Source organism: Methylibium sp., from assembly GCF_965279545.1.
Classification (GTDB): Bacteria; Pseudomonadota; Gammaproteobacteria; order Burkholderiales; family Burkholderiaceae_C; genus Methylibium.
The window spans coordinates 4,111,794-4,138,046 of the sequence record NZ_OZ257250.1 but is presented as its reverse complement, the minus strand read 5'-3'; the positions used below and the strand labels follow the sequence as shown (position 1 = coordinate 4,138,046).

Sequence of the window (26,253 nt, the reverse complement as noted above, 5' to 3'; positions counted from 1 at the left end):
GGGTGAGCGGCTCCGCTCATGTCCCCCGGTGTCGGCCCGGGGGCCGACCCCTCCTCCTCTACTTCGCTGCGCCGCTCACCCGGCGCCCTCGCCAGCACTCACCATCGCCGCCTGCGCAGGCCGTCAAGCCGCGGCAGGCCTCGGCGGTGGAAGCGCTGTGACGGGTCGTTGTGTGGAGTGAAGTAAAGGAGGAGGGCCGGGCGGCAGCCCGGCCCGGGGGACATGAACGCAACACAGCGACCCGGCGCAGCGTCCGCGCTGAGGTTGGACAGTCGGCTGTCCGGACAAAGACACCGAACACCGCAACGAACCAACGGTCGCCGGATGAGTTGCTATGGTTGAACGCGACGTGATATCAAGACAGCGCGCGCCCGCGCACCAGCAGCGGCCGCAGGCCGCACAGGCCGAGCAAGGGCCCGATGCCGAGCGCCGGCAACAGGACGGCGAGATCATGCCGCTGCGCCAGGGCCGTGAAAGCCTGGATGCTGACGATCGAGATCGAGAAGCCGATGCAGTTGACCAGCGTCAGCACGCTGCCGACCGCCGCGCGCGGCGCATGCGTCGCCGTCAGCGCCGAGAACTGCGGCGAGTCGCCGGCCACGCTGATGCCCCACAGCAGCAGCCAGGCCGCAAAGACGGCGTCCGGCGCCGCCATCGCCAGCGGTGCCACCAGGCAGCACAGGCCGCTGGTCGCCAGCTGCGCCGCGGCAATGCGTGCGCTGCCATAGCGCAGCGCCAGCCAGCCGCCGACCACGCAACCGGCGGCCCCGGCACCGATGACCCCGAAGGCCGCGAACGAGACGGCGCCGCCGCTCAACCGGGTCGCGACGATTGCCGGCACCAGCACCCACAGGGTGTAGAGCTCCCACATGTGGCCGAAGTAGCCGAGCACCGGCGCACGCAGCTTGCGGTCCGTGAGCACGGCGCCAAAGGCGCCCCATTGCATCCGCGTCGCGCGCGGCAGGTGCGTGCTCTCGGGCACCCACCGCCACACCATCCAGCCACCGGCCAGCGCCAGCGCAGACACCGCGAGCATCACCTGCTGCCAGGGCCAGGCGGCACCCAGCGCCCGCAGCGCGTGCGGCGACGCCGTGCCCAGCACCAGTGCGCCGATCAGCCAGCCCAGCGCGCGGCCCAGCCCCTGCGGGTACCAGCCCGCGGCGATCTTCATGCCCACCGGATAGATGCCGGCGAGGAAGAAGCCGGTCAATGCTCGCAGCCCCCACAGTTCGGGCAGGCCCAGGGCCCCGACGGGCCAGATGACCGGCGCGGCATTGCACAGCGCGCCGGCGATCGCGCACAGCAGGAACACGAGACGCGGCGAATGGCGGTCCGCCACCGCGGCAAGCGCGAACACCAGCGTGCCGGCGATGAAACCCAGCTGCACCGCCGAAGTCAGCGAGCCGACCGCCGCCGGCGCCAGCCCGAGCGAGCGCTGCAGTTCAGGCATCACCGCGTTGACGGCGAACCACAGGGACGTGCCGGCGAACTGCGCGGCCACGATGACCGGCAGCACATGACGAGGAGCGACAGACATGGCGCGACCTTACCCGCTGCGCCGCGCCGCGAGCGCCGGCCGCCGGAATGACCGAACGCCGACCCGGGACTCCGCGACCGTTGGCACAGACGCCATGCGGCGCAGGCCGCAGAATGAGGCCATGACGACACCACCCCTCGCCGCCACCACGCCGCAGCGCTACACCGACCCGCAAGCCGCCCTCGACGCCGCGCGCGGCCTCTACGACGCCAGCCTCGCCACGCTGCGCGACCACCTGCAGCGCTTCCTGGCCGGCGAGAGCTTTTCCCAGCGCGTGCGCGCCTGCTACCCCAGCGTGGCGGTGCACACCGACACCGGCGCGCGGGCCGACACGCCGCTGGCCTACGGCTTCGTCGCCGGCGCGGGCCGCTACGAGACCACGCTGACGCGGCCCGACCTGTTCGGCGATTACTACCTCGAGCAGTTCCGCCTGCTGCTGCGCAACCACGGCGTGGCACTGGAGATCGGCCCGAGCACGCAGCCGATTCCGGTGCACTTCTCGTTCGCCGAGCACGACCACATCGAAGGCACCTTGAGCGCCGAGCGGCGCTCGCTGATGCGCGACCTGTTCGACCTGCCCGACCTCGGTGCGATGGACGACGGCATTGCCAACGGCACCCACGAGCCGCAGCCCGACGCGAACGGCCAGGTGGTGCACCCGCTGGCGCTGTTCACCGCGCCGCGCGTCGACTACTCGCTGCACCGCCTGCGCCACTACACCGGCACCGCGCCCGAGCACTTCCAGAACTTCGTGCTGTTCACGAACTACCAGTTCTACATCGACGAGTTCATCAAGCTCGGCCACGAGCTGATGCACATGCCGCGCGGCCAGGCCTCGCTGTTCGAAAGCGGCAGCACCGGTGACGGCCAGGACGACGGCTACGTGGCCTTCGTCGAGCCCGGCAACGTGGTGATGCGGCGCACCGGCTGCACGCTGGAGCCGGGCGACTTTCTGGGCGCACCGCCACCGCGGCTGCCGCAGATGCCGGCCTACCACCTGGTGCGCAACGACCGCGCCGGCATCACCATGGTCAACATCGGCGTCGGTCCCAGCAACGCCAAGACCATCACCGACCACATCGCCGTGCTGCGCCCGCACGCCTGGATCATGCTCGGCCACTGCGCCGGCCTGCGCACCACGCAACAACTGGGCGACTACGTGCTCGCCCACGGCTATGTGCGCGAGGACCATGTGCTCGACGAGGAGCTGCCGCTGTGGGTGCCGATCCCGCCGCTGGCCGAGATCCAGGTGGCGCTGGAAGCGGCGGTGGCCGACGTGACCCAGCTCGAACGCAGCGAGCTCAAGCGCGTGATGCGCACCGGCACCGTCGCCAGCACCGACAACCGCAACTGGGAACTGCTGCCCTTTCGCCACCCGCACAGCACCCCCGAGCGCCGCTTCAGCCAGAGCCGCGCCATCGCGCTCGACATGGAAAGCGCCACCATCGCCGCCAACGGCTTTCGCTTCCGCGTGCCCTACGGCACCCTGCTGTGCGTGAGCGACAAGCCGCTGCACGGCGAGATCAAGCTGCCGGGCATGGCCAACCACTTCTACCGCGAGCGGGTCAACCAGCACCTGCGCATCGGCCTGCGGGCGGTCGAGCTGCTGCGGCGCAACGGCATCGATCAGTTGCACAGCCGCAAGTTGCGCAGCTTTGCCGAGGTGGCGTTCCAGTAGCGGCGCGCGCCCACGCCCTCCGTCGCAGCCCCGCTTGTGCGCGGGCGGCCAATCTCCTACGCTCCGGCTCATCCCCCTTTGCCGCCCCGGCCGCGGCACGCCCGTGCCGAAGGAGAGCGCCATGCCCCTGCCCCCGAGCGCGCTGGAACCCGGCGCCATCCGAACGCTGGCCTTGCTCGGCGCCAGCGCCGCCGGCAAGACCACGCTGGTCGAAGCGCTGCTGCACCACGCCGGCGTGATCGGTGCGCCGGGCAGCGTGGAGCGCGGCAGCACCGTCAGCGACCACGACCCGCTGGAGCGCCAGTTCCAGCATTCGCTGAACACCACGCTCGTGCACCTGCACCACCGCGGCACGCGCATCCACCTGATCGACACACCCGGCCACCCGGACTTCGTCGGCCCGGCGCTGACCGCGCTGGAGGCGGTCGAAACGGCGGTGATCGTGGTCGACGCCGCCAACGGCATCGAGGCGGCGACGCGGCGCCTGATGGACAGTGCCGCGCGCCGCGGTCTGTGCCGGCTCGTGGTCGTCAACAAGATCGACACGCAGGGCGCGGACCTGGCGGCGCTGGTCGAGCAGCTGCGCGCTGCCTTCGGCACCGAATGCCTGCCGCTGAACCTGCCGGCCGACGGCGGGCGCGAGGTGGTCGACTGCTTCTTCAACCCCGAGGCCCCTGGCGGCCACGAGGCCGACTTTTCGTCGGTGGCGGCGGCGCACCGTGCGCTGGTCGAGCAGGTGGTCGAGGTCGACCCGGCCTTCGTCGAGCGCTACCTGGAGGCCGGCGACGTCGACCCGCGCGAGCTGCACGCGCCGCTCGAGCAGGCGCTGCGCGAGGGGCACCTGATCCCGATCTGCTTCGTCTCGGCACGGCACGGCACCGGTGTGGCCGAGCTGCTGGACATCTTCACCTTGCTGATGCCCAACCCGGCCGAAGGCAACCCGCCGCAGTTCCTGCGCGGCGAGGGTGCCCAGGCGGTGCCGATCGCCGCCCGGCCCGATCCGGCGCTGCATGTGCTGGCGCATGTGTTCAAGCTCACCGTCGACCCCTATGTCGGCAAGCTCGGCATCTTCCGCATCCACCAGGGCACGGTCAGCAGCGACAGCCAGCTCTACGTGGGCGACGGCCGCAAGCCCTTCAAGGTCGGGCACCTGTTCCTGCTGCAGGGCAAGAACCTGGTCGAAGTGCAAAAGGCCGGGCCCGGCGACTTGTGTGCGGTGGCCAAGGTCGACGAGATCCATTTCGACGCCGTGCTGCACGATGCGGCCGAGGACGAGCACATCCACCTGCTGCCGCTCGGCTTTCCGGTGCCGGTGCACGGCCTCGCGATCGAACCGCAGCGCCACGGCGACGAGCAGCGGTTGTGGGAGGTGCTGCAGAAGCTGGTGGCCGAAGACCCCTGCCTGCGCATCGAGCAGGTCGCGGCGACGCGCGAGACCGTGGTCTGGGGCCTGGGCGAGCTGCATCTGCGGGCATTGCTGATGCGCATGCGCGAACTGCACCGCTTCGACGTGAAGACCCACCCGCCGAAGATCGCCTACCGCGAGACCATCACCGCCCCCGCCGCCGGCCAGCACCGCCACAAGAAGCAGACCGGCGGCGCCGGCCAGTTCGGTGAGGTGCATCTGCGCGTCGAGCCGCTGCCGCGCGGTGCCGGCTTCGAGTTCGTCGACGCCGTCAAGGGCGGCGTGATCCCGTCCCACTTCATGCCGGCGGTCGAAAAGGGCGTGCGCCAGGCAATGGCCGAAGGCGTGATCGCCGGCTACCCGGTGCTCGACGTGCGCGTGGTGGTGCACGACGGCAAGCACCACAGCGTCGACAGCAAGGAGATCGCCTTCGTGACCGCCTCGCGCAAGGCCTTCATCAGCGCGGTGCGCGAGGCGCGACCGATCGTGCTGGAGCCGGTGGTCACAGTCGAGATCACCGCGCCCGAAGCGCACATGGGCGACCTGACCGGCGACCTGGCCTCACGCCGCGGCCAGGTGAGCGGCAGCACCTCGGCCCAGCCGGGGCAACTGGCCGTGCAGGCGCTGGTGCCGCTGTCCGAGCTGGCGAACTACCAGTCGCGGCTCAATGCGCTGACCGGCGGGCAAGGGCACTACACCTTGAGCTTCAGCCACTACGAGGCCGTGCCGCCGGGCGTGCAGCAGCAGCTGATCGCGGAGCATGGGGTCAGGGACGAGGAGTGAGGCGCGGGGCGCAGTGAGGCCGCGGGCGGAGTTGAGTTTGACGCGGATAGGCGAACGTCGGCCGATACCTGCAGCACAACGGCATCGATCAGTTGGACAGCGGCAAGTTGATGCACTTTGCAGAGGTGGCGTTTCAGGAAGCAAAAAGGCGCCTCACGGCGCCTTTTTCCATCTTGGCGTGCTCACCTCAATTGAGTGACCTCCAGTAAATGCGACGCCATGGTGCAGTCAGCGTTTCGGTTTCGTTGACCCGCTTGCTTTCCGTGGTCTTGTCGGACTCGCGGAACACCGCTCGCTTGCCCGCCGCTGTGTCCAGAATCTGTGGTCGGCTGCTCAGCGCGTTCGCGAGGAAACCGCCAGCATCGTAGTAGCTGTTCCCTCCCTGAACCCGCACGATGGCTCCACCGGTGGTGGCGTTGAGTTGGAAGAAGTAGCTGCTTCCACCGGGGTCGCACACAACGTTCGTGGGAATGTTGACCGCGAAAACCAGCGTGCCACCGGTTGTCAGCGCCGAAGCGCCGTTGATGCGCCCTCCAGCAAGCACGGTGGGCGCCAAGTCAACGTACCAGCCGCGCCTTGTCGTCGTGCTCACCGCATTGGTCGTCGCGCTGAACAGCTGTGTGGTGGTGTTGTAGGTAGTCGACTGGCACACGAGATCGCCAGTGCCACCATCGGCCGGGCAGGCCGCGCCGTTCGTGCCCCGGATGTTGGGCAAGGTCGGCGCCGCGACGGACGTGTCTTCGACGATTCCATACATCGACTGCCGCTGGCTGGACCAGATGTTGGCCCCCGCATTGCCCGGCACGTCTTCGTCCGCAAAATAGCGGCCGGTACCAACATACACGAAGACCTTGCTGCTACTACCCGAGATCGGCCCCACGGTGGGTGGCGTCGTAATCGGCTGGAAGGCACCCGTGCCGTCCGTTACGGTCGCGATTTTCACCACCGCGGAGGTGTCGAGGTCGAACCGCCACACGTTGCCCAGCAAATCCCCGCCGTACACATAGCGAACGACACTGCTGGCCGTCGAGTTGGCAAGCCTGCCAAGGTGCGCCAGACCGGAGGGGTTCGTCGCCGAGCCAACCCCCGTGGTCATGGTCGATAGAACGGTCCCGGTCGCGGGGTCGAGCACCCACACGTAGCCCTGCCCGTTGCCGCCCAGGTCGCCGGGCTTCGAGCTATTGCCATAGCCGGAGGCGAGGACGACTCGCCAGCCCGCAGCGGTATTGACAATCAGCGGCGTCCCGAATGAATAGCCCATGTTCGCGGGCTTGAACTCCCATTTCACCTTAGCGGCAACCGCAGCCTCGTCCGCGGCATTGGGACTGGTAATGTCGAGCGCGTAGTAGCCGGCCCCGCCCTTGCCCAACCCGCCCACGAGCAGGCGCATGGCACCGGCGCCAGTGACCTCGGCGGTGGCCGGTGTGCCGTCGACGAAGTACTGGTGGTTGTAGAGCGGGTCCGCAAGCAGATGCAACTTTGAATGAACGAGCCGCGGCACATAGGCCCATAGTTCCTGGCCGCGCGTGGCCGCACCGGCGGCGATCTGGCCGTCGAAGGCGTGCAGCATTCCGTCGTTCCCAGCCTGGTAGACAACCGGGTAGGCGGACGGCGGCGAACCGCTGGAGTAAGTGACGACCACGGGCTCGGCATTGATGATGTCGCCGAGCAGGTGCTGCCTGGTCCGGTAGGTTGAACCCTCGCCGATGCGTACCCCGCGGATGTAGTTGACGACGCCCGCGGTCAGCGTGGCGGGCGTACCACCAAAGTTGGTTGCGGTGAAAGGCAAGCCGACCGAACCGTTGAACGAAGCAATCTTGCGTCCGGCCTCCGTCAGCGTATTGAGCTTGTCGCGCGCCGACCATTGCGTCGCGCCAGTCTGCAGGCCTGTCGTCGTATCCATCGAATACGCCTCAACGTCGCCGTACCAGGTGCCCGAGTTGTAGCTCGATGCGTAGCCGATGTTGTTGACGGTGATCTGCGCATTCGCTACCGCAATGGCCGCCGCAGCGGCGTTTTTGGCAAACGCATCGGTCAGGGCGCTCTGGAACGCTTGTGTCAGCGTCACGTCGTTCTGCGCGGGAATGAACCTGCCTCCGCCCTGTTGTGCGGCCCTTGTCAGCAACGGATCGTTCTGCACCGCCTCGTCCGCAAAACCGATTGTGTAGGTAACGACGTTGTTCTTCTTAGTTTTCCCGTCAGGCGCAACCAAGTCGGGGCGCAGGTCGATGTCGAACAAGGCCTGAGCCACATCATCGAGATAGTCGGAGCCGTTCAAGCCTGTTTCGTAGGTCTGGTTCAACTTGCGGTCATAACTGCCGGTGCAGTTCGCTGCGTTGGCACCCGAGCAATCTCCGTCGTAGTCACGCAGATAGGTGTTGTTGGAAAAGGCTATGTCTTGCGTAGAGAGACCGTCGGTCATGAAGAACGTGAACGACCTTTGGCACCACCGTTGAATAGGCTGGTCCGCCACCGACGCCGTTCTGCAGGTCGGCGCACCGCTGAGACACGAATTGCGACTGTTCTGATGGAACACCGTGTCGATATCGACGTTCGCGCCTTTTACAGATACGTTACCGCCATAGCCGGACGACAGATAGCGCCCGATATCGGCCAAGGCCTCCGCCAAGGGCGTGTAGCCGGACGCTGCAATTCCATCGATCCCGGAATTCATCGCGGTCTTCTTGGCTGCGTTCAGATCACCGATAGCCACATTGAGTTTTCCACCGTCGTCACCGTTGTAGCTGCTGAGGCCGACGCGCAAGGCCGGCGCTGTGCTGCCACTGATATTGAGCGGCAACCCATCGAGCACCGCTTTCGCGGACGACTTGGCGACCTCCGTACGCGTGCGAACGAGGCTGCCTCCGCCAAGAGGCTTGCGTGCAGTACCCCAGCCGCTGATCGGCAAACCACCATAATTGCCAAAGTACCAGTTGAGATAGTTGCCTGAGTAGACGGCAGCCGAACCTAAATTGCCATCTGTCTCGCCGCCATTCAGGTAGGCGGAGTAGAGCACATTGCTCTGGAAGCACTTGCCTCCGGAGGACGCCACGGTGGTATGAAGGTAGTTGGTGTTGTTGTAGCGGAATCGCGGCTTGCCACTGTCTGTGCCGCTGGTCGCGATGTTGACGTCGATCTGCTGTCCCGAGGGCACCAGATCTCCTGACGGGCAGTTTGCCATGTAGGTCGTGTCCACGTCATACGGTCCGGTCGGCACGATGTGATTCATCGAACCCGAGCTGTCGATCATGAACATCAGGTTCGGGGGTACATTGTTCTTCACGGCCAGCGGTACATCGCTGATGGTCTGCCCCAGAGCCCAGCCCGACGCGAGCCCGGCCGTGAGAAGCAGCGCAGATCGGATGCCTGCTTTCAGGACGCCTGTGGGCTTTCGCATCAAGTTCGACATGTTGACTCTCCCGTATATCTCAGCTTGTCTGTTGGCTCGGACGCTGCAGGCTTAAGTCGACGCAGGGCCGGACACCATGGCTTCGAACCAGCTGTCGGTCCCACGCGGCCCGCGCACGCGGATCAGCACCCGATAGCGCAACGCAATGCTTCCCGCTGACAGCGCCGTCGAACTGGGCTCGTACTCGCACTTGGCACGGATGTCGTCGACGCTGGCCATGTCCGGATTGCTGGAGCATCTGCGCTCGATCACGTACTGGATGCGGTAGTTGCCAACATCGGAACTGCAATCGCTGATCGCGGCGCCGGCCGGATCGGCACAACTCACGTTCGCCCAGTTGATCGAACTGGGCACACCGTGCGAATCGACCGTCGCTTGTTGCAGGGCCAGATAGCGATTGTTGACATCAGCGTTTCCGCCGCCCCCGATGACCACCGTGGCGAGCGCATTCACGGCATCGGTCAGCGCCCGATCGGACGCTTGCGTAGCTGCCTGCTGGAAAGAAAAATTGCCAGAGATCACATTGCCGGTGTCGGCTGCGCGCATCACACCCAGGCCTGCCAGGAACATGAGCGACAGGACCACCAGGACCACCAGCAAGACCATGCCTTGCTGACGACGACTGGCATGATAGCCAAGCCGCCGAGCACGCAGCAGAGAGCTTGAATAGCGCATCTCAATTGCTCCAGATGACGTTGCGTAAAGGCATGATGGCCTGATGAACGCGATAGCGGAAATTGCGCCAGGTTCGCCCTGTAGGCACGCTGACGGCGCTGAGGTCGATGACCGGTGCGCCGGCGTCCGCGAAGGAACATGGACCGGTATTCACGACGCCTCCTTCGTTCGTGCACGCGGCCGCCGTCACGTTGGTGTTATCGGGCTCCTTGGAACGCGTCACGAGGACCACACGCACCGCCTTGATTCGACCAGCATCGGCAGCGCTTGGGGTAGCCCAAGTCGTTCCAGTCGCATCGACCCATCCGGTCACGATGTCGCTGGCCGAACTGCTGCTGATGCCGTATTGCGCGTGCATCAGCACGACATCCATGGCGATTGGGTTGACCGCCGCATCGAAACCGAGCGGAACGGCAGTGCACGCTGGCAATGCTGCAGTGGTGAAGGCGTTGTACTGAACCAGAGAGCCGCATTGCACCGCAAATGCATCCTGCCGAAACTCGGTGCCAAGGCGGTTCACAACCGCTGGCCCATACACACTTCCAGCAGTCGAGAAACCAAAACTCGGCTCGGTGGTAAAGGTGCCGACTCCAGGGTTGTATGTCGAGTTCACCGCGCGTGTCAGCGTCTTGCACCCTGTAGCATTACCGCCACACGCGGTACCGACTGTCGGCGTGGCTGTGATCTGAAACAAGGAACAGGGTTGGTTCGATCCTGGCGCGCCGATGACGGCCAGATCGTTTAGCTGAAGGTTGCCCGCATTGCTGACGCGAACCGATGTAGCGGTCGTGTTGTCGAGCACCGGGGTGCCGGACAGCGCACCTGCAGCGCTTGTTCCGGTGAACGTCACGGTGTCAGAGGCTGTGTTGCTTCCACCATCGGTGATTCGGGCCGGCATGAACACCGCGCCGTTGGACCGGATCGTCCCCCCGTACCACGCGTTCAATGTCGGGCACAGCGCCTGGCCATTGCTGAACATTCCCACGCCGGCTGAGCGGCCTGCCTCGTCCATCAGCGAAAGTGCGATTTGCGCACCGCCCTGTGCAGCCACATTCGCGCCTGTGATCCTGAACTGGCGCCCCATGGTCAGGACCGCGCCTGTGACTGCCAACGTGACGATCAGTCCGACGGCAATCGCCACCATCAACTCAACCATCGTGAAGCCGTGCTCACGGCCGCACGAAGACGCCGCGCATAAATTCAAACGAGATTGCTTCATTGCCACTGCACCTGGTTTCGCACGACGAGTTGGTGGGACGCGCCATTCGGGCCGTTGCTCCAGCACAGGCCCACGGTCACCTGCCCGGTCGTGGCATCGACAATGATCTGCTGAGACGCCTCGGCGGCGTTCGGCAGAATCCGGATGACCTCGTCGAGCCAGTCGAGCACCACCGCGTTCGTTGATGCGGAGCCGGTTGGCGCACACGGTGCACCCGTCGCGTAATGCGCAAAGCTTGCCGCCATGCTGGGGTCCGAAATCAGCATGCGCGCAAAAAGCTGGTCCGCCAGGAACGTCGCATCAGCACGCACCTGGGCGTCGGTCGAAAAGCTGATGGCTGAGGCTTGCAGACCCACCAGACCGAGCACACCGAAGGCGAACACCAGGAGCGCCACCAGGATTTCGATCAACGTGAAGCCACGCTGCCGGCCACGTTGCAGAAAATGCGATCGAGCTGCCATCAGCACCTCCGAGGATCGTTGGCGGTGGCAACGCCCGGGTCGCACATGCGGATCAACCCGCCACCAAAGATGTTGATGCGGCGCGTGTTGGTGCCGGTGGTGCTACTCGACACCGTGATCTGCGTCAGCTGCGTGCCGCTGCTTTGAACGAGCCCCGTGGGCAAGAAGTCCACGCTCGTGCTGGAGTTGCTGGACGCGACAGTAAGACCGGGTGAGTCGTTGTTCGACCGCGATTGCACCACCTCGCTCGGCGATATCTGGCTGACGCTCCAGCCCGAGCCACCAACCACGATCGCGAATCGGACGGGGGAATTTCGTCGCACCGCCTCGGCGCGCGCGAGATTCAGCCCGTTCAACATGCTCTCGGCACCGCTGCGAACCCGGTAGTTCGCAATCATCTGCGTAAATGATGGCGCAGCGAGCGCCGCACTGATGGCCACGATAGAGATCACCACCATCAACTCGATAAGCGTAAAGCCCGCGCTGCGGTGCCGCACGTGGGCAGGCGTTGCCAAGCCGATCAACACGTGTCACCTTGACGCTTCATCCAGCAGTTGACCGTCGCAGTCGTTCCTGCGAACTGCGTCGTCTGCTGCGCGTTGCTTTGATTGATCGTGAACTCGTAGCCGCTCATGCCGCCGGCAGCCGTGCCCGTTGCCGTGATCAGGAAAGCCTGGTTGCCTGTCCCACTGGCAGCGCAGGTGAACGTGAACGATGGCGTTGTCGGGACAGCCGCTCCGCAGGCAGTGCCGCCAGTAAGGCCGTAGTTGCGGTTGTCCTGGTAGTACTGCTCCATCCGCACCCGCATCGCACTGAGATCGCTCGTGGCCTGCGAAATCTTGCCGCGGCGGATGTAGTCGGTGTAGCTCGGATAGGCCACCGCCGCCAGGATGCCTATCACGGCCACGGTGATCATCAACTCGATCAACGTGAACCCTCGATCGCGGCAGCGCAGTGAAGAAGACAAGCTCATGGCGTGAGGCCCTTTCGTAGGCCGAATTATTGCGAGACACCTCCGATCGCATCGGACCGGTCGTCGGACACCAGCCGCCGTTGGTCGACCGTTCTTCGATCGACTCGCCGTTGGCGTGAAGGAATGCACGCGCTTGCATCACCGGGGATCGAAGGCGTCGACACGACCTTCACCTGCAAGGCTGCCGGCGGCCGTGCGTCATCACCTTCAGCTTCTTCAGCTTCTTCAGCTCTGACCGATAACAACGCATCGCCCCAAACCACCCCGCCCAGCGGGCACTTCGCGCCATGCTCACCCACCCCCTACCCGACCTGGCCGCCTGGACCGCGTGGTTCAGCGACGCGCCGATCCCGGTGCTGGCGGCGACGGCCGAAGAGCTGGAGTTGCTGGAGCGGGTCGAGGCCATGCGTGGCGATGTCGACGCGCACCAGCTGGTCGAGCCGGTTCGGCACGACCCCTTGATGAGCTTGCGGCTGCTGGCGACCGTCGCCCAGTTGCGCCGCCAGCGCGGTAGCGGCGACAGCGGTGGCCCCGAGACCGTCACCGCAGCGCTGGTGATGATGGGCATCGGCCCATTCTTTGGCGCTTTCAGCGGCCTGCCGCAGGTCGAGGTGCAGTTGGCAAGCCAGCCGGAAGCGCTCGCGGGCCTGCAGCGGGTGATCCGGCGGGCTCACCGCGCCGCCAACTTCTCGGTGGCATTCGCCGTGCACCGCATGGACGGCGACGCGGAGGTGCTGCAGCTGGTCGCACTGCTGCACGATTTCGCCGAGATGCTGCTGTGGTGCCACGCGCCCGCGCTGGCGCTCGAGATCGCCCGGCGCCAACAGGCCGACCCGAGCCTGCGCTCCGAGCTGGCGCAGCGTCAGCTGTTGAACATCGACCTGCTCACGCTGCAGCAAGCCCTGATGCATGCGTGGGCGCTGCCCGATCTGCTGGTGCGCATTGCCGACGACAGCCAGGCGGCCCAGCCCCAGGTGCAGAACGTGGTCCTGGCGATCCGGCTCGCGCGCCACACCGAGGATCCGCTGCGCGGGTGGCAGAACCCCGCGGTGCCCGACGACCTGGCGGCGATCGCCCAGTTGCTCAACCTGTCGCCCGGCGCGGCCGAAGCGCTGGTGCACTCCATCGACGGCTGACCCCCAGCTCGGCATCGCTGTAGCGCGCCCACAGCGCGGCGTTGTGCGCCGTTTCCTCGATGTGCATGTGCTGCAGGTTGTCGGCAATGAAGAGCGCCAGGTGGCGGTACAGGCGCAGCGCACGCAGCGGCCGCTCGGACGCCGGGGCACCTCGCAGCGCGCGGGCTTCGCAGCCGAGATCGTCGATCGCCTGCAGGTGGTCTTGGTGCTCGTGCGCGATGCGTTGCGCAGCGCCCGGCTCGCGGGCCTCGATCGCCGGGTGCACATGGCCGTTCTCGTGCGCGATGTGGCTGGCGCACAGGGCCAGCAGCACGTCGAGCTGCCCCAGCGTGATGGAGAACTCTTCGGCATCGTCGGTGTCGAGCCGGCCGGCGCGGGCCAGCGTGTCGCCCGTGAAGCTGCGCAGGGCCTTGTGGATCGGCGCGTACAGGTCGACGCGGGGCGCGCTCTGGGCAGTGGGAGTGGCGCGGGTCGGCGCATTCAGGATGTCTTGCATGGTGGGTCTCGCGTGGGTCTGGTGGGCCGGCAGACCCCGGTCGGGCCCGCCTTGTTGCCGATGAGGTGGTGCCCTGGGCCACGGAAAGAAGTCTAGGAAGCGGAACCCGGCCGCGTTGCTAAATCGCGCCTAGCGTGCCCTTACCGATTTGCTAAGCAATGGGGGCCTGTCGGGTGGCCGGCCGGTGCTGTCTCCCCCGCCGGGGGAAACGTTCAGGCCGCTAGACTGCGCTGCATGAGCGGCCCCGACATCGCCTTCTGGCAGCAGCGCTTCGACGCCGGGCAACTGCCCTGGGACCGCGGCGCGCCGAGTCCGCAGCTTTCCGTCTGGCTGAACGACGGCACGCTGCCTCCCGGGCGCATTGCGGTGCCGGGCTGCGGCAGCGGTCACGAGGTCGAGTTGCTCGCACGTGCCGGCTTCACGGTCACCGCGATCGACTACGCACCCGGCGCCGTGGCCCTGACGCGCGACCGGCTTGCCGCCGCCAGCCTGGTGGCCGAGGTGGTGCAGGCCGACGTGCTGACGTGGCAACCCGAAACACCGCTCGATGGGGTGTACGAGCAGACCTGCCTGTGCGCCCTGCACCCCGATCACTGGGTCATCTACGCAGCCCAGCTGCATGCCTGGCTGCGTCCGGGCGGCCGGCTCGCCCTGCTGGCGATGCAGGCGCACCGCGACGGTGCCGGCCTGGGCCTGATCGAAGGCCCGCCCTATCACGTGGATGTGAACGCGCTGCGTGCCCTGCTGCCGGCCAGTTGCTGGGAATGGCCGCCCCCACCGTATCCCCGGGTCCCGCACCCGGCCAGCGGCTGGGCGGAGTTGGCGCTGGTGTTGACCCGACGTTGATCCTCAGACGGCGCACACCGCCCCTTGCGTCGGGATCTGGCGGTCCTTCACACCTTGAAACCCGGGCTTTCGGTGCTGCGGGTTGCCCCGTGCCGACAAAATAGGCCAGAGCCTGAGACAATAGCGGTATGGCCTCACGCAAAGACACAACGACCCGCATCCAGCAGGACGGACTTCGCTACACCAGCAAGGCCCCGGGCTCGCCGTTCTCGCCGCGCCCTGGCGCGTTCTCGGGCGCGACGAACACGATGTCCTGTTTCTTCTGCGGCGCCCACCAACCGCCGAACCGCCGCACCATGCAAAAGGTGCTGGGCCGCAGCCAGCCAGTGTGCGAGCCGCTGTGCGAGAAGAACCCGCGCAGCAAGAAGCTCGCGGCAGCAGCAGCTGCCGCTGCTGCTGCGGAAACCAGCGACAGCAGCGCCGACTGACAGGCAGCCCGGCGCGGGACGACAGTTCCTGCGCAGTGCTCTTGAAGCGCTTTGTCCGTCGAGGTTCGGTGTCGGCGTCTTGCGGCCACGCCCGAGGCACTGAAAGCCGCCCCACTCTCACACCCGCGGGTTCATGATGGACAGTCTCGACCTGCAAGTGCTGACCGAGGCCCGCCGGTGGTTCGCAGCGGGCCGGCGCGTGTGGCTGGTCACGGTGCTCGAGACCTGGGGCTCGGCGCCGCGCCCGCCCGGGGCACTGCTGGCCTTGCGCGACGACGGCCGGGTGGTCGGCTCGGTCTCGGGCGGTTGCGTCGAAGACGACCTGATCGACCGCGTGCGCCACGGCGAACGCGTGACCACGCCTTCGCTCGTGAACTACGGCGTGAGCAAGGAAGAAGCCGCGCGTTTCGGCCTGCCCTGCGGTGGCAACCTGCGCTTGCTGCAGGAGCCGTTGAGCTCAGCCGCATGGATCGACGAGGTGCTGGCCCGCACCGAACGCCATGAACTGGTGGCACGCCGGCTCGATCTGGCCAGCGGCAGCGTGACGCTGGAGCCGGCGTCGCGTGGCGAGACCTTCAGCTTCGACGGCCGGACGCTGCGCGCGCTGTTCGGACCGCGCTGGCGGCTGGTGATCATCGGCGCTGGCCAGCTGTCGCGCGTGCTGGCACACATGGCGCTGGCGCTGGACTTCGAAGTGATCTGCTGCGACCCGCGCGAGGAATATCACCTGAGCTGGGACCTGCCGGGCAGCCGCTTCAGCACGGCGATGCCGGACGACCTGGTGGCGGAGCTGCGGCTCGACCCGCACAGTGCGCTGGTCGCACTCACGCACGATCCCAAGCTGGACGACCTGGCGCTGCTCGAGGCGCTGAAGTCGCCGGCCTTCTATGTCGGCGCGCTGGGTTCGCGCGGCAACACCGCCCGGCGCAAGGAAAGACTCGCGCTGTTCGATCTGTCGCCAGCCGAGATCGACCGCCTGCACGGGCCGATCGGCCTGCACCTGGGCGCCAGGACGCCGGCCGAAATCGCGGTGGCGATCCTGGCCGAGGTGATCGCGGTGCGCCACGGAGTCGATCTGGCTCAGAAGAAAACCGGTTCGGTGTCGGTGCCGGCCACCACAATGCAAGCCTGAGGCAGGCCGGGCAGGCGCGGGCTTGGCGACAACGGCCTGCCCGTCGCCGCCCCGGAGCTTGCCGCCACGCCACCAGTACCCTGACCGGATGGACACCATTGCCGCTCCCTTGCTGAGCCTGCTTCGGGTCGGCATGCGTTATCCGAACGGCAATCTCGCACTTCAGAACCTGAGCTTCGAGGTGGGCACGCGGGAGTTCGTCAGCGTGCTCGGCCCCTCGGGTTGCGGCAAGAGCACGGCCTTGCGGCTGATCGCCGGACTGGAGCGGCCGGCCACCGGCACGCTGGCGTGGCCGGCCCAGGGGCACGCGCCCGAACTGGGCTTCGTGTTCCAGGAATCGACACTGATGCCCTGGACCACCGTGGCCCACAACGTGTTCCTGCCGCTGCGCCTGCAGGGCCGGACGCTGGCCAGCGCCAACGCCACGATCGCCGGTGCACTGGAGCGCGTCGGTCTGTCGCACGCGGCGCAGGCCTACCCGCATGAGCTGTCGGGCGGCATGAAGATGCGCGCGTCGATCGCGCGGGCGCTGGTCACGCGGCCCCGGTTGCTGCTGATGGACGAGCCCTTCGCCGCACTCGACGAGATGACACGCCTGAAGCTCAACGACGATTTGCTCGCGATCCAGGCCGAGCAAGGCTTCGCCGTGGTGTTCGTGACGCACAGCGTCTACGAATCGGTCTACCTCGCGGACCGCGTCCTGGTGATGGGGCCGCCACCGGGTCGCATCCACGGCGAGATCCGCATCGACGCCGCCCGCCCGCGCGGCGAAGCCTTCCGCAACTCGGCGAGCTATGGGGAGCAGTGCGTCGCGGTCTCGCGCGCCCTGCGCCGCGCCGTCGTGGGCGTGGGTGCGGAGTCCGCCTGAGTGGCGCGCCGGCGCGTCCGGGCCCTGCCGGAGCGCTGGCTGCGCCTGGCGCTGCCGGTGGTCCTGATCGCAGCGGTGTTGCTCGCCTGGGAGCTGGTCGTCCGCGTCCGGCAGATCCCGCACTACATCCTGCCGGCACCGTCGCTGATCGTCGCGACGCTCGTCGAGCACTGGGATTCGCTCGGTCCTTCGCTGTGGTTCACGGTCAAGCTGACCCTGCTGGCGCTCGGCGCGGCGGTGCTCGGCGGCGTGTTGCTGGCGGTGGCGTTCGCGCTGTCGCGCTGGGTGGAAATCGCGCTGTTCCCGATCGCGGTGGTGCTGCAGGTCACGCCGATCATCGCGATCGCACCGCTGATCCTGATCTACGTCGAGAACACCACGCTGGCGCTGCTGCTGTGCGCATGGATCGTCGCGTTCTTCCCCATCCTGGCCAACACCGCGATCGGCCTGAAGAGTGCCGACGCCGGGCTGCGCGATCTGTTCACCCTGTACCGCGCGACGCGTTGGCAGCGGCTGCGCCTGCTGCTGGTGCCGAGCGCGCTGCCCTACTTCATGGCGGGACTCAAGGTCGCCGGCGGGCTGAGCCTGATCGGCGCGGTGGTGGCGGAGTTCACCGCCGGCACGGCCGGCCGCGAGACCGGCCTGGCTTCGCGCATTCTCGAGGCGAGCTTCCGCACCGAAACACCCCTGATGTTCGCCGCGCTGCTGCTGGTGTCGCTGCTGGGTGTGGCGATTTTCCTGGTGTTCTCGGGACTTTCGAAGTGGGTGCTCGGCCACTGGCACGAGAGCGAGATGCCGCGCCGCGACGGCTCTCGGTAAGCAGGCCTGCGCACTCGCCGGCAGCACCGGCCCGGCATCCGCATCGCCGCCGTGGAAGGCGAAGCAGCTACCAGGCGGCGCCCTTCGGACACCCGCAACAGGTCAAAGCGACTGCACGTACTCGGCCACCGCGCGCATCTCTGCCGGCGTCATCGCCTTGACCTCGCCCTGCATCACGACACCGTGCGACCGCAGCTGGGTACCGAACACCTTGAGTTGCCCATACACGTAGTCGGCACGCTGGCCCGCCAAGCGGGGAAAGCCGGCCGCCCCCTCGCCGCCGCTGCCATGGCATGAGGCGCAAGCGCGTACACCACGCGCCGGAGCACCTTCGACGAAGATCCTGCGACCCGTCTGGACCAGCGCCGGCTTGCCAGGCTTGCCTCCGGCCGGCGCTTGCGCGGCGTAGTAGTCGGCCAGGCCGACGATCATCGCGTCATCAAGGAGTGCAGACACCCCCCACATGTAGGCGCGCGTGCCCGTCTCCGCGCGCGTCTGCGAACGGAAGTCCTTCAACTGGGCAATCGTGTACTGGCGCATCTGGCCGGCCAGCGACGGTACCGACGCGGTCTGGCTGCGACCGCCGTCACCGTGGCAAGCCGCACAGACATGGATGGCGCGGCGCACGGCTTCCTGCTCGGTCGGCACATCTTGAGCCAGCGCAGCACTTGCCGTGACGACTGCGCCGACCAGCAGCGCGAACTTGCCTTGCATCGATCGCATGGGTCCACCCCCGTCAGCGGTTGAAAACTCATCTGGATTCTTGACGCAAGACATCGGCCTGCGATTGACGGCCATCAAGAAGCGGCGAACGGCGTGTGACAACGACCGACGTTCATCGATGTCGATGCCGTCGAAACGTGCTGCCGACCTGAACACAGCGAGAAGCACTTCCGCCAATGGGAGTGCCGATCGGACGCTTGACGTCGGCGGCCGAGTGTCTGCGCGGACACCTCGATCCGATTCGACCGCTGCTCGGGCCGATGGACCAATGCTCAATCTGCAGGCAAGTCGATGCGGAGCCACCAAGCAAAACGCCCACTGCAAAGTGGGCGTTTGATGTCGGCCGGAACCGGTGTTCTTTGGTTGCGGGGACTCGCAATGTTACCCGGAGACGGATACGGCTGTAGGGTGCAGCCAGCGGGCTACGATGCCCCATGCCCAACGTTGGAGGTGAGGAGCGCCTTCGCACACCACAACCGCGACGCCGCAAGGCGTCGCCTCGACCGATCAGTTAGGCCTGCCGCCGGAGCGCGACAGGTGTGGCGAACCGGAGAACGAGATGACTGAAGAAGTTCTGATCTTTGAAGAAGCCGGAAACTACCGCGGGTGCCTCGAGGCGAAGCGAGAAGGCGACGCCTACTTTTGGCGCGTGGAGTGCGACGTGCATGAGCAAGCGTGGGAGCCGATCCCGGCCTACCTATATGAGGCGCTGAAGAAGTACAGCGAAGAGAAGAAGGCCTAACTTTACATTGTCACCGTACAAAAAAGACTTGCGCCGCTTCATTAGTTGCCGTACATTAATACACATCGACACGGCAAACACGACGGAGCGCAACATGACCAAGATCACCACCCTCGAAAACGGCGCCGTCCAAGTGGAGCAGGCCTACTTCGATGGCGAGCAAGACACGACGATGGTCCGCACCTTCGTGTGTGTCGGCAGCTACGTGCATCAAGTCCACCCGAACGGCACCACGTCGCAGATCTGCCAGGGACTGCAGCCGCGCGGCCCAACGCTGATGGCCGGCGACGACTTGGCAGCGGCCATTCGCGCCACGCTGCAATGAGCACCGTATCCGAGACGATCAACATGACCACCACCATCATTCATCTTGCGCTTGACCTCGACGGCATGGTACTGGCGCACTTCCTGAAGTCCGAGGACTGCGCGCGCTTTTGCCAAGGCCCGAGCGGCGTCAGTTACACGCACCTTCCCTACAACGTCGCCAATCGTGACGGCGAGCCGGCCCCACTGGTCGGCTCCACGTATCGCGCATGAGCACACCCGACACCGACAAACGGCCCCGCGGCCGCCCGCGCATCCCCGACGATCAGCGCCAGACCGAGCGCGTGGAGGTGCGCATGACGGCGGCGCAGCGCGCCAAATACGAGCGCCTCGGCGGCGCGCCGTGGATGCGCGACCAGATCGACGAGGCGCCGGAGCCGAAGTGAAATTCACGGCGGCGCCTCAGCCGGCCCGCACGTCTCCAGCGCCGACCGCGCCCAGGCCTGCAGCCCGATCACCTGGCGCGCAAGGTCTCCAGCTGCTCGCGCCACTTCTTCGCGTCGCCCTGCGCATTGATCAAGTAGCTTTCCGGTGAGGGTGGCGGCTGCATCAGCTCGCTCGGCGGCCTGCTGATCCGTGCTCCCTGCGCGATCGCGGGCGCGCTCGGCGGCGAGGGCGGCGAGGTCGACGCGCAGGCCGTCACGCTCAGTGCGAGCAGCAGCGAGGGCAGTCGACTGCAGCGACTGAAGCCTGATCTGTTCATCCTTGATCCTTTCGTTGCGGCGCCAGTCTTCGTGCTCGATCACGCGGGCCGCCGCCTCGGCCTGGCGGGCCAGCTCGGCGCGCGTGCGCTCGGCCGCGTCCCAGCGCTGCTGCACGTCGCGCTGGCCAGCGGCGTGCGCTTCGCTGCGCACCTGGTCGAGCGCGTGGGAGGCGCCCCACCAGAGCAGGCCCAACAGCGAGAGCAGCAGCGCTGGCGGCCCGGCCACGCGGAGAAGCCAGCGCCAGGGCATGGTCAGCCCGCCGGCGTGAAGTCGACGTAGAACTCCTGGCCGATGGCGAACTGGTCACCGACCTCCTTGGGCACCACGCTGAGGTCAATGCTGCCGCCGGGAGTGGCCGCGAAGAACGCCTTGTTCTCGTCGCTACCAGAGGTGACCGGGTTGAGCTTGATCGTCTGCATTTCGCCAGGGCCGTTCCAGCTGGCGGTGCGGGTGATCGACTGGACTTTGAACTTTGCTCGGACAGTCATGGTGTTTCCTTTCGATGGAGTGGTACAGCGTCAATCGCTGCAGGTTGAGAAAACCGGAAAGCGCGGGGCCAAGGCCCTCACGCCAGCTCGAAGTGCGGCCCGTCCTTGAACGACACCCAGTCGCCGCCCCAGGCGATGCGGATGCCCAGCTCGCCGGCGGCGAGCTTCATGGCGCTGGCCAGGTGGTGGTACAGAGGCCAGTCCCAGCGCACCTCGCTGCCGACCACGGCCGCCAGGTCGACGGCGCGGCCGACGATGTGCTTGCTGTTCATCGTGCGGGTCGCGCGCGCGGCGAACAGCTCGGCCTGGCGCTCGCGGGTGCGCAGGCCCTCGGTCACCACGAAGTCGACGGTGGTGATCTCGGCGGCGCGGCGCACCACCGAGACGATATCCACGTTCACGCCCTTGAGGCGGTCTTCGCTGCGGGCGTTGAGTTGCATGGGTGCCTCACTGTTCAGGGGCTGGATCGAGCGGCGCCGGCCGGCTGCGCGCGTGTTCGGGCGGGCCGTAGCGCCAGGCCCTGCTGTTTGCCACGGTGGTGACGAGGTGGGTGCAGGCCAGCGTGAGTGCGCCCCACTGGGCCCAGTCGTGCCGCCAGAACGGGAGCGTCATCGCGCCGAACACCGCGGCGCCGACGAGGGCGTACAGGGCACGCACCCAGCGCTTCGTGGTGGCAGCGCTCATCTTGTTGACGCGGCACACCATCGACCAGAGCAGCGCCCCCGTGACGCAGACGTAGGCCAGCCTCACGAGCAGTTCGGTGTCGTTCACGGTTGCCCCCCCTTCGCGCGGGAGAACGCGTCGACCATGGCCTCGACCACCCGCTTGCCGAGACCCAGCCCCCACAGGAACACCAGCGGCCACCGCGAACCGATACCGCCGATGACCAGCGCCACCGGTGCGAGCCAGTAGTACATGTGCGTGCCGAAACGCTGCGCCGCCACCTCGGCGATCGGCACCGTGACCAGCAACGCGAGAACGAGCGTGCCGAGCAGCAGGCCCAGCACGCCCAGCCGCGTGCCGGGTGGCCGCTGCGTTGCGCTCCAGAAGCCGCCCAGCACGGCGGCGAGCGCGATCACGATGTAGGGACCGATATAGCCGGCCGTGTCGGACGTGAACAGCACCGCGGCCAGTGCGACCGCCACCGTCACGATGTCGAGCTGCGTAGGGTTCGGATTCATCGACTGTCTCGGCAAGAAAAAGCCCGCCGGTGCTGCCACGGGCGGGCGGAGGTACAGGCGCCTGTACGGCGCCGGGATGGACGCAGGCTACGGCGGCGCGGGCCACTCGGCGCTGCTCGGGAAGCCCGCCTGCAGCGGAACATCGCGCAGCGCCTGGCGGTAGGCGGCCCAGGCCGCCGGCACGGGCTCGCCCAGCTCCACGGCGCGGGCAGTGACCCAGTCGCAGGCGGCGAGGCGGCGGTCGCGCTCGGTGCGCACGTCGCGCGCGATCGCCGCCTCGGTTGGCGTGCTCAGCCAGCGGCGGGTCTTGGCGTCCCAGGCCCAGGTTTCGAACTCGGTGTCGGCCGGCGCGGGGGGCTGCCAATCGACGACGGCGCCGGTGATCAGGTCGACGCGCTGGCTAAGGTGGTCGTAAACGCCCTCCCGTGCCGCGAGGCCACTGGGGATGTTCATGGCGAGCTCGGACTCAGAGCCGGAGATCTGTCGGCCGGTGAAGTGGCCAGTACCCGGGTCGAAAATGCTGTAGATGCTCATCGTTTGATGGCCGCGATGCGGATCAATGCGTCATCGGTCCGCAAGCTGCCATGGCCGACGTTGGCTGAAAAGTAGCTGTAGCTGGTGAACAGCTGCACATACAGCGTTGCGCCTATCGGAAGTACGACCGAGGCGACAAACGCACCGTTGAACGAGTACGAACTGCCCGGCGCGACCGCGGGCGTCGTCGGGAACGCGCCGAGGTATGTGTAGCTGCTCCCACCGTCCAGTGAATAGGCCAGGTTGGTGTAGGCATCGACGGGACTCGCGGCGCCGGCATCGAGGGTCAGTTTTTGCGAGCAGCTGGCGGTGATTTCGATCGGCAGCGCAATGCCGGAGTCGTTGACATATGACAGGGTCTGGGGGGCGATCCTCACGCGCACGCCTGGATCGCTGGGGACTCCAAAAGAGTAAGTCTGCGTGGCGGTGTATGCAGACAGTGGGTCAGTCGCTCTGCCCCCCATCGGCCCGAAGCGCACACCACCGATCTGCGCGCCGGTGTGGAACAGCGACGAATCGAAATACAGCTTCAAGCCCGCCGCCACCGCGAGCGTGCGCCGCACATTGCCGTTCTGCGTCCACTTGACGGTCACGCCGTCATACAGCACCGCCAGCACATCGCCGACGGCATAGGTGGCGTTGATCAGCGTCGTCGAGCCCAGCTCGTCGGCGTACAGGCCGCCCGCTGACGATGGGTTGATGCCGTAGTCGATGCCCGTGTGGCTGACGCTGCCGGTCGGGTTCGCGCTGAGCCCGAACACCACGTTCTTGTTTGTCGCCATCACCACGCCCGAGGCATAGGCACCCCCGGTGTAGCCGTCGCGGCTGTATACGCTCGCGTCCCAGGCGCTGGTGGCCCCCGTCTTCACGGCGGTGTTGCCGGCCAGATCGGCGCCCGACGTGGCCACCAGCGCCAGGTCGGTGGTGGCATTGAGGTCGCCGGTGTAGCTGTAGTCGGCCAGCGTGCGCGGCGTGGCGCGCGAGCCGGTGACGATGAGCTGGCCCAGCGTGATTTCGAACGCCACGTCGCACCAGGCGTTCGTGTCACTGTCGACGCTGCCGCTGTAGGCCTCGAAGCCATTGCCCTCGCCGCAGCCGCCGATGCCGACGAGCACGTAGGCGGACTGCGCTTTGAACTGCGGGCTGCCGAACACGCCCTTGCTGGCGCCGCAGCGGTACATGGCCGCCTCGAGGCCCGAGGTGAGCCGGTTGAGCTTGGGCTCGTCGTACGTGGTCACGGCGACGATGTGCGCCGTGGTGCAGGCATTGAGGTCGGCCGCGAGGGTGGCCGCGGTGTAGCCGCCGACAGCACCGACGCCATACACGTCGTATGCCCTGGCGAGCAACAGCGCGCCGGTCGCACGATCAAACTTTGCCAGCGAGTAGGAGCGCGCGGCGCCTGTGTGGCGCACATAGGGCGTGAGCCGCGCGCAACCGGGCAGGCTGACCAGTGCGGTGTCGGCGGCGCCCTTGGACACGGCCTGGAACAGCACTGCGCGGCCGTTCGGCGAGAACCGGCCGGTCAGCGTGTAGGTGTAGGCCGACACGGCGGCCAGGCTCTGCTCGTTGCCGCCGTAGACGTTGTAGCTGGTGAACTTGAAGCTCAGTGTCGAGCCGATCAGGCTGCTGTCGAGCGGGCCGCTCTTGGCAATGGCGTCGTCGACGCGCACGAACGGGTCGGTGGTGGCGTGCGCGTTGGTGCCCACGGTGCTGTAGGCGCCGCGGTTCAGGCCGCTGAGCGTGTAGGCATTGGTGCCGGTGAGCGTGGCGGTCTGGTAGGCCAGCCACTCGGGGGTGGTGCCGCCGATGTAGCACAGCGTTGCCAGCGCCGCGGCGTCGGCCGCGCTGCCGCTGAGCAGTTGGCCACCGACCACGCTGACGGGCAGGTTGCCGGCGCTGATCGGGCCGGTGAGCGCGCCGTAGCGGCTACCGCCGTTGATGCGCCCCACCTCCCGGTAGTTCGTGCCGTCGCTGCTGACCCAGACACGGCAGCCGCCCCAGTTCGCGCCGGTGCCGCGCGCGGCCACGTACACCTCGAGGCCGGTGCCCGGCGTAAGCTCGCCCGGGCCCTCGAAGATGACCGGGGTGCTGACGTTGCCGGGATCTGCGTTGTAGTCGTGCGCAAAGCCGGCGCCGACCTGGCTCGCGTACAGCGCGGCGCTCGCCACGCCGGCCGGGTAGTCCTCGGCGGTGACGCTCATGTCGCCGTCGCCCTCTTCGTCGGCGGCGATCACGCGCACCGGCAGCAGGCTCAGCCCGAGGCCGGGCTCGGTGAGCGTGACCAGGTCCATCGGCTCGAGCAGGTTGTAGTTCGGCGGCAGCCGGAACCGGTACTCGGCCGGCACGTACAGGCTGCGCTGCAGCACCAGCTGCGCCACCTTGCGCGCCACGGCCGCATCGGCGATCCAGTGCGCTTCGACGATGTCCTTGGAGCGCAGGCCGTTGGCGTCGATGTCGGCCTGGTCCTTCGCCTCCGCGGTCTCCGGGTTGTACTGGTTGGCGCGGTTCAGGAACTCGATGCGGACGTGGTTGTACAGCTCGGCGCCGGTCTTGAGAGACACCTCTACCGGCGGTTCGCCTTCGTCGGGGATGAAACAGCTGTCGTCGAGGTCATAGACCGGCGTGGTGTTGGGCGTGTAGGTGCGGCCGTTGCCGCTCTCGGCCGAGTCGCCGTAGGGCAGCATCTTCAGGCGGCCGCCGCTGGTGACGGGCGCGGTGTTCGTGAGCTCGGCAATCCGGGTCACTATCTCGGCAGCCTTGACCTGCGTGGTCATCGCCGGCGAGATGAGCAGGCCGGCGGCCACGCAGTAGTCCGACCAGCTCTGCAGGCCGTCGAGTGCCGTCGCCGGGAAGCCGGCGCCGTAGCGCGAGTTCAGCAGCGTGTCGATCAGCACCGCGGCCGGGTCGACATCGGGGATGGTCGAGCCCAGGCTGTAGGCCAGCGGGCCCTGCACTTCTATGGTGTGGTTCTCGACCTGGGCACCGTCGCCCAGGTCGTAGTCCTGGCCGGTGAGGATGGCCAGGCCGCTGTAGCTGAGCGCCTCGCTCGGGTAAGTGGTGTTGAGGAAGCTCCACACGGCCTGCCCGATGGCGCCCGACTTGAAGCTGAGCCCCAGCTCCTGCAGCGCAGTCTGGCTGATGCCGCCGGTGGTGTACTGATAGCGCAGCGTGAGCTGCACGCCGGCATAGGCCGCATTGAGCAACGTGAAGACACCGCTGACGAAGGTGTAGTCGCTGCCGGGCGACAGGTATTGAGTGAAGCCATACGGCGCGCCGGACACGCCGGCCGCCGCCGTGAAAGTTGCGGCATTGGTGACCGTCACCGACGAGCCCACCGAGGGCGGCGTGTACAGCTGCGAGGTGGTGAGCAGCTGGCTGCCGGTGACGCCGCCCACGTGCATCATCTTGCCGCGCCAGATGCGCGGCACGCCGGTGATCTGCCCGTGGCACACGGCCAGGATCGCGTTGGCCGTGTACGTGAACGTGGTGTTCTGCGACTTGACGCCGCCGCCCTTGCCACCGCCCTGCGTGGTGGTGTGCGGGATGGCCTTGAAGCCGTTGTACCAGAGCAGGTTGACGGGCACGCGGGCCACGCCGTACACCAGCGGGATCGTCACGCCATAGGCGCTGCTCTGCAGTTTGAGCGCATCGATGCGCGTGGCCGAGGTGGAGATGGTGGTAGAGCCGCCCAT

Annotated in this window: 28 protein-coding genes; 12 read left to right on the top strand and 16 right to left on the bottom strand. The window is 67.2% G+C overall.

All coding sequences use genetic code 11. The features are described 5' to 3' along the window. Window positions 1–355: 355 nt before the first annotated feature. Window positions 356–1,537, bottom strand: coding sequence for an MFS transporter (locus ACQY9S_RS19520; protein WP_428422008.1), 1,182 nt, complete (start codon window positions 1,535–1,537; stop codon window positions 356–358). A 121-nt stretch (window positions 1,538–1,658) separates the two neighbouring features. Here ACQY9S_RS19520 and ACQY9S_RS19515 point away from each other — a divergent pair, with 121 nt between their 5' ends. Both ACQY9S_RS19515 and fusA read left to right on the top strand, forming a co-directional pair. Continuing rightward, the gene (locus tag ACQY9S_RS19515; RefSeq protein WP_428422007.1) at window positions 1,659–3,215 is read left to right on the top strand and encodes an AMP nucleosidase; all 1,557 of its coding nucleotides are present in this window, start codon (window positions 1,659–1,661) and stop codon (window positions 3,213–3,215) included. Window positions 3,216–3,336: 121 nt separating this feature from the next. Beyond that, the gene (gene fusA / locus ACQY9S_RS19510; RefSeq protein WP_428422006.1) at window positions 3,337–5,403 is read left to right on the top strand and encodes an elongation factor G; all 2,067 of its coding nucleotides are present in this window, start codon (window positions 3,337–3,339) and stop codon (window positions 5,401–5,403) included. 187 nt (window positions 5,404–5,590) lie between these two features. On the opposite strand, the gene ACQY9S_RS19505 is transcribed toward fusA, so the two are convergent. Genes ACQY9S_RS19505 through ACQY9S_RS19480 form a run of 6 tightly spaced genes read right to left on the bottom strand, consistent with a single transcriptional unit; the run spans window position 5,591 to window position 12,140 of the window. Next, on the bottom strand, window positions 5,591–8,812 hold the full coding sequence (locus ACQY9S_RS19505) for a pilus assembly protein (protein WP_428422005.1): 3,222 nt from the start codon (window positions 8,810–8,812) through the stop codon (window positions 5,591–5,593). Between the two features lie 51 nt (window positions 8,813–8,863). Then, window positions 8,864–9,487: a pilus assembly PilX family protein gene (locus ACQY9S_RS19500; protein WP_428422004.1), complete on the bottom strand. Its 624-nt coding sequence runs from the start codon at window positions 9,485–9,487 to the stop codon at window positions 8,864–8,866. A 1-nt stretch (window position 9,488) separates the two neighbouring features. Further along, entirely contained in the window at window positions 9,489–10,706 is a 1,218-nt protein-coding gene (locus ACQY9S_RS19495) for a PilW family protein (protein ID WP_428422003.1), read from the bottom strand. Further along, window positions 10,703–11,167: a type IV pilus modification protein PilV gene (pilV, locus tag ACQY9S_RS19490; protein WP_428422002.1), complete on the bottom strand. Its 465-nt coding sequence runs from the start codon at window positions 11,165–11,167 to the stop codon at window positions 10,703–10,705. Before pilV ends, ACQY9S_RS19495 begins: the two co-directional genes overlap by 4 nt. Next, complete coding sequence (locus ACQY9S_RS19485; protein ID WP_428422001.1) at window positions 11,167–11,694, bottom strand: GspH/FimT family pseudopilin; 528 nt, start codon at window positions 11,692–11,694, stop codon at window positions 11,167–11,169. Before ACQY9S_RS19485 ends, pilV begins: the two co-directional genes overlap by 1 nt. Continuing rightward, the gene (locus ACQY9S_RS19480; protein WP_428422000.1) at window positions 11,688–12,140 is read right to left on the bottom strand and encodes a type IV pilin protein; all 453 of its coding nucleotides are present in this window, start codon (window positions 12,138–12,140) and stop codon (window positions 11,688–11,690) included. The genes ACQY9S_RS19485 and ACQY9S_RS19480 overlap by 7 nt, the downstream gene beginning before the upstream one ends. A gap of 287 nt (window positions 12,141–12,427) precedes the next feature. Between ACQY9S_RS19480 and ACQY9S_RS19475 the strand changes: the two genes are divergently transcribed. Then, a complete protein-coding gene (locus ACQY9S_RS19475) occupies window positions 12,428–13,276 on the top strand; it encodes an HDOD domain-containing protein (RefSeq protein ID WP_428421999.1) in 849 nt (282 codons plus the stop codon). Here the strand turns inward: ACQY9S_RS19475 and ACQY9S_RS19470 are convergent. Then, a complete protein-coding gene (locus ACQY9S_RS19470; RefSeq protein WP_428421997.1) occupies window positions 13,224–13,772 on the bottom strand; it encodes a hemerythrin domain-containing protein in 549 nt (182 codons plus the stop codon). The genes ACQY9S_RS19475 and ACQY9S_RS19470 overlap by 53 nt on opposite strands. Before the next feature lie 234 nt (window positions 13,773–14,006). On the opposite strand from ACQY9S_RS19470, the gene ACQY9S_RS19465 reads away from it, so the two are divergent. From ACQY9S_RS19465 to ACQY9S_RS19445, 5 genes are all read left to right on the top strand, one after another. After that, window positions 14,007–14,618: a methyltransferase domain-containing protein gene (locus ACQY9S_RS19465; RefSeq protein ID WP_428421996.1), complete on the top strand. Its 612-nt coding sequence runs from the start codon at window positions 14,007–14,009 to the stop codon at window positions 14,616–14,618. Between the two features lie 128 nt (window positions 14,619–14,746). Then, complete coding sequence (locus tag ACQY9S_RS19460) at window positions 14,747–15,046, top strand: hypothetical protein (protein ID WP_428421994.1); 300 nt, start codon at window positions 14,747–14,749, stop codon at window positions 15,044–15,046. Between the two features lie 136 nt (window positions 15,047–15,182). Continuing rightward, window positions 15,183–16,178, top strand: coding sequence for an XdhC family protein (locus ACQY9S_RS19455; RefSeq protein WP_428421992.1), 996 nt, complete (start codon window positions 15,183–15,185; stop codon window positions 16,176–16,178). A gap of 88 nt (window positions 16,179–16,266) precedes the next feature. After that, on the top strand, window positions 16,267–17,046 hold the full coding sequence (locus tag ACQY9S_RS19450) for an ABC transporter ATP-binding protein (protein WP_428421990.1): 780 nt from the start codon (window positions 16,267–16,269) through the stop codon (window positions 17,044–17,046). Next, window positions 17,047–17,865, top strand: a complete 819-nt coding sequence (locus ACQY9S_RS19445; RefSeq protein ID WP_428421989.1) for an ABC transporter permease — start codon at window positions 17,047–17,049, stop codon at window positions 17,863–17,865. It abuts the gene before it with no gap. A 102-nt stretch (window positions 17,866–17,967) separates the two neighbouring features. On the opposite strand, the gene ACQY9S_RS19440 is transcribed toward ACQY9S_RS19445, so the two are convergent. Further along, window positions 17,968–18,588, bottom strand: a complete 621-nt coding sequence (locus ACQY9S_RS19440; protein ID WP_428421988.1) for a c-type cytochrome — start codon at window positions 18,586–18,588, stop codon at window positions 17,968–17,970. Window positions 18,589–19,147: 559 nt separating this feature from the next. Between ACQY9S_RS19440 and ACQY9S_RS19435 the strand changes: the two genes are divergently transcribed. From ACQY9S_RS19435 to ACQY9S_RS19420, 4 genes are all read left to right on the top strand, one after another. Further along, window positions 19,148–19,330: a hypothetical protein gene (locus tag ACQY9S_RS19435; RefSeq protein ID WP_428421987.1), complete on the top strand. Its 183-nt coding sequence runs from the start codon at window positions 19,148–19,150 to the stop codon at window positions 19,328–19,330. A 94-nt stretch (window positions 19,331–19,424) separates the two neighbouring features. Continuing rightward, on the top strand, window positions 19,425–19,655 hold the full coding sequence (locus ACQY9S_RS19430; protein WP_428421986.1) for a hypothetical protein: 231 nt from the start codon (window positions 19,425–19,427) through the stop codon (window positions 19,653–19,655). Then, window positions 19,652–19,867, top strand: a complete 216-nt coding sequence (locus ACQY9S_RS19425) for a hypothetical protein (RefSeq protein ID WP_428421985.1) — start codon at window positions 19,652–19,654, stop codon at window positions 19,865–19,867. Before ACQY9S_RS19430 ends, ACQY9S_RS19425 begins: the two co-directional genes overlap by 4 nt. After that, a complete protein-coding gene (locus ACQY9S_RS19420; protein ID WP_428421984.1) occupies window positions 19,864–20,040 on the top strand; it encodes a hypothetical protein in 177 nt (58 codons plus the stop codon). The genes ACQY9S_RS19425 and ACQY9S_RS19420 overlap by 4 nt, the downstream gene beginning before the upstream one ends. Window positions 20,041–20,043: 3 nt before the next feature. Here ACQY9S_RS19420 and ACQY9S_RS19415 read toward each other — a convergent pair whose 3' ends face one another. From ACQY9S_RS19415 to ACQY9S_RS19385, 7 genes are all read right to left on the bottom strand, one after another. Next, on the bottom strand, window positions 20,044–20,607 hold the full coding sequence (locus ACQY9S_RS19415; protein WP_428421983.1) for a hypothetical protein: 564 nt from the start codon (window positions 20,605–20,607) through the stop codon (window positions 20,044–20,046). A 2-nt stretch (window positions 20,608–20,609) separates the two neighbouring features. Beyond that, the gene (locus ACQY9S_RS19410) at window positions 20,610–20,846 is read right to left on the bottom strand and encodes a hypothetical protein (RefSeq protein ID WP_428421982.1); all 237 of its coding nucleotides are present in this window, start codon (window positions 20,844–20,846) and stop codon (window positions 20,610–20,612) included. A 77-nt stretch (window positions 20,847–20,923) separates the two neighbouring features. Further along, window positions 20,924–21,286, bottom strand: coding sequence for a M15 family metallopeptidase (locus ACQY9S_RS19405; protein WP_428421981.1), 363 nt, complete (start codon window positions 21,284–21,286; stop codon window positions 20,924–20,926). 7 nt (window positions 21,287–21,293) lie between these two features. After that, a complete protein-coding gene (locus ACQY9S_RS19400; RefSeq protein WP_428421980.1) occupies window positions 21,294–21,617 on the bottom strand; it encodes a hypothetical protein in 324 nt (107 codons plus the stop codon). Continuing rightward, complete coding sequence (locus ACQY9S_RS19395; RefSeq protein WP_428421979.1) at window positions 21,614–22,027, bottom strand: hypothetical protein; 414 nt, start codon at window positions 22,025–22,027, stop codon at window positions 21,614–21,616. Before ACQY9S_RS19395 ends, ACQY9S_RS19400 begins: the two co-directional genes overlap by 4 nt. An 87-nt stretch (window positions 22,028–22,114) precedes the next feature. Further along, complete coding sequence (locus tag ACQY9S_RS19390; protein ID WP_428421978.1) at window positions 22,115–22,480, bottom strand: tail fiber assembly protein; 366 nt, start codon at window positions 22,478–22,480, stop codon at window positions 22,115–22,117. A 77-nt stretch (window positions 22,481–22,557) separates the two neighbouring features. Next, window positions 22,558–26,253 (bottom strand): phage tail protein, encoded by a 3,696-nt coding sequence (locus ACQY9S_RS19385; protein WP_428421977.1) that lies wholly within the window; start codon window positions 26,251–26,253, stop codon window positions 22,558–22,560.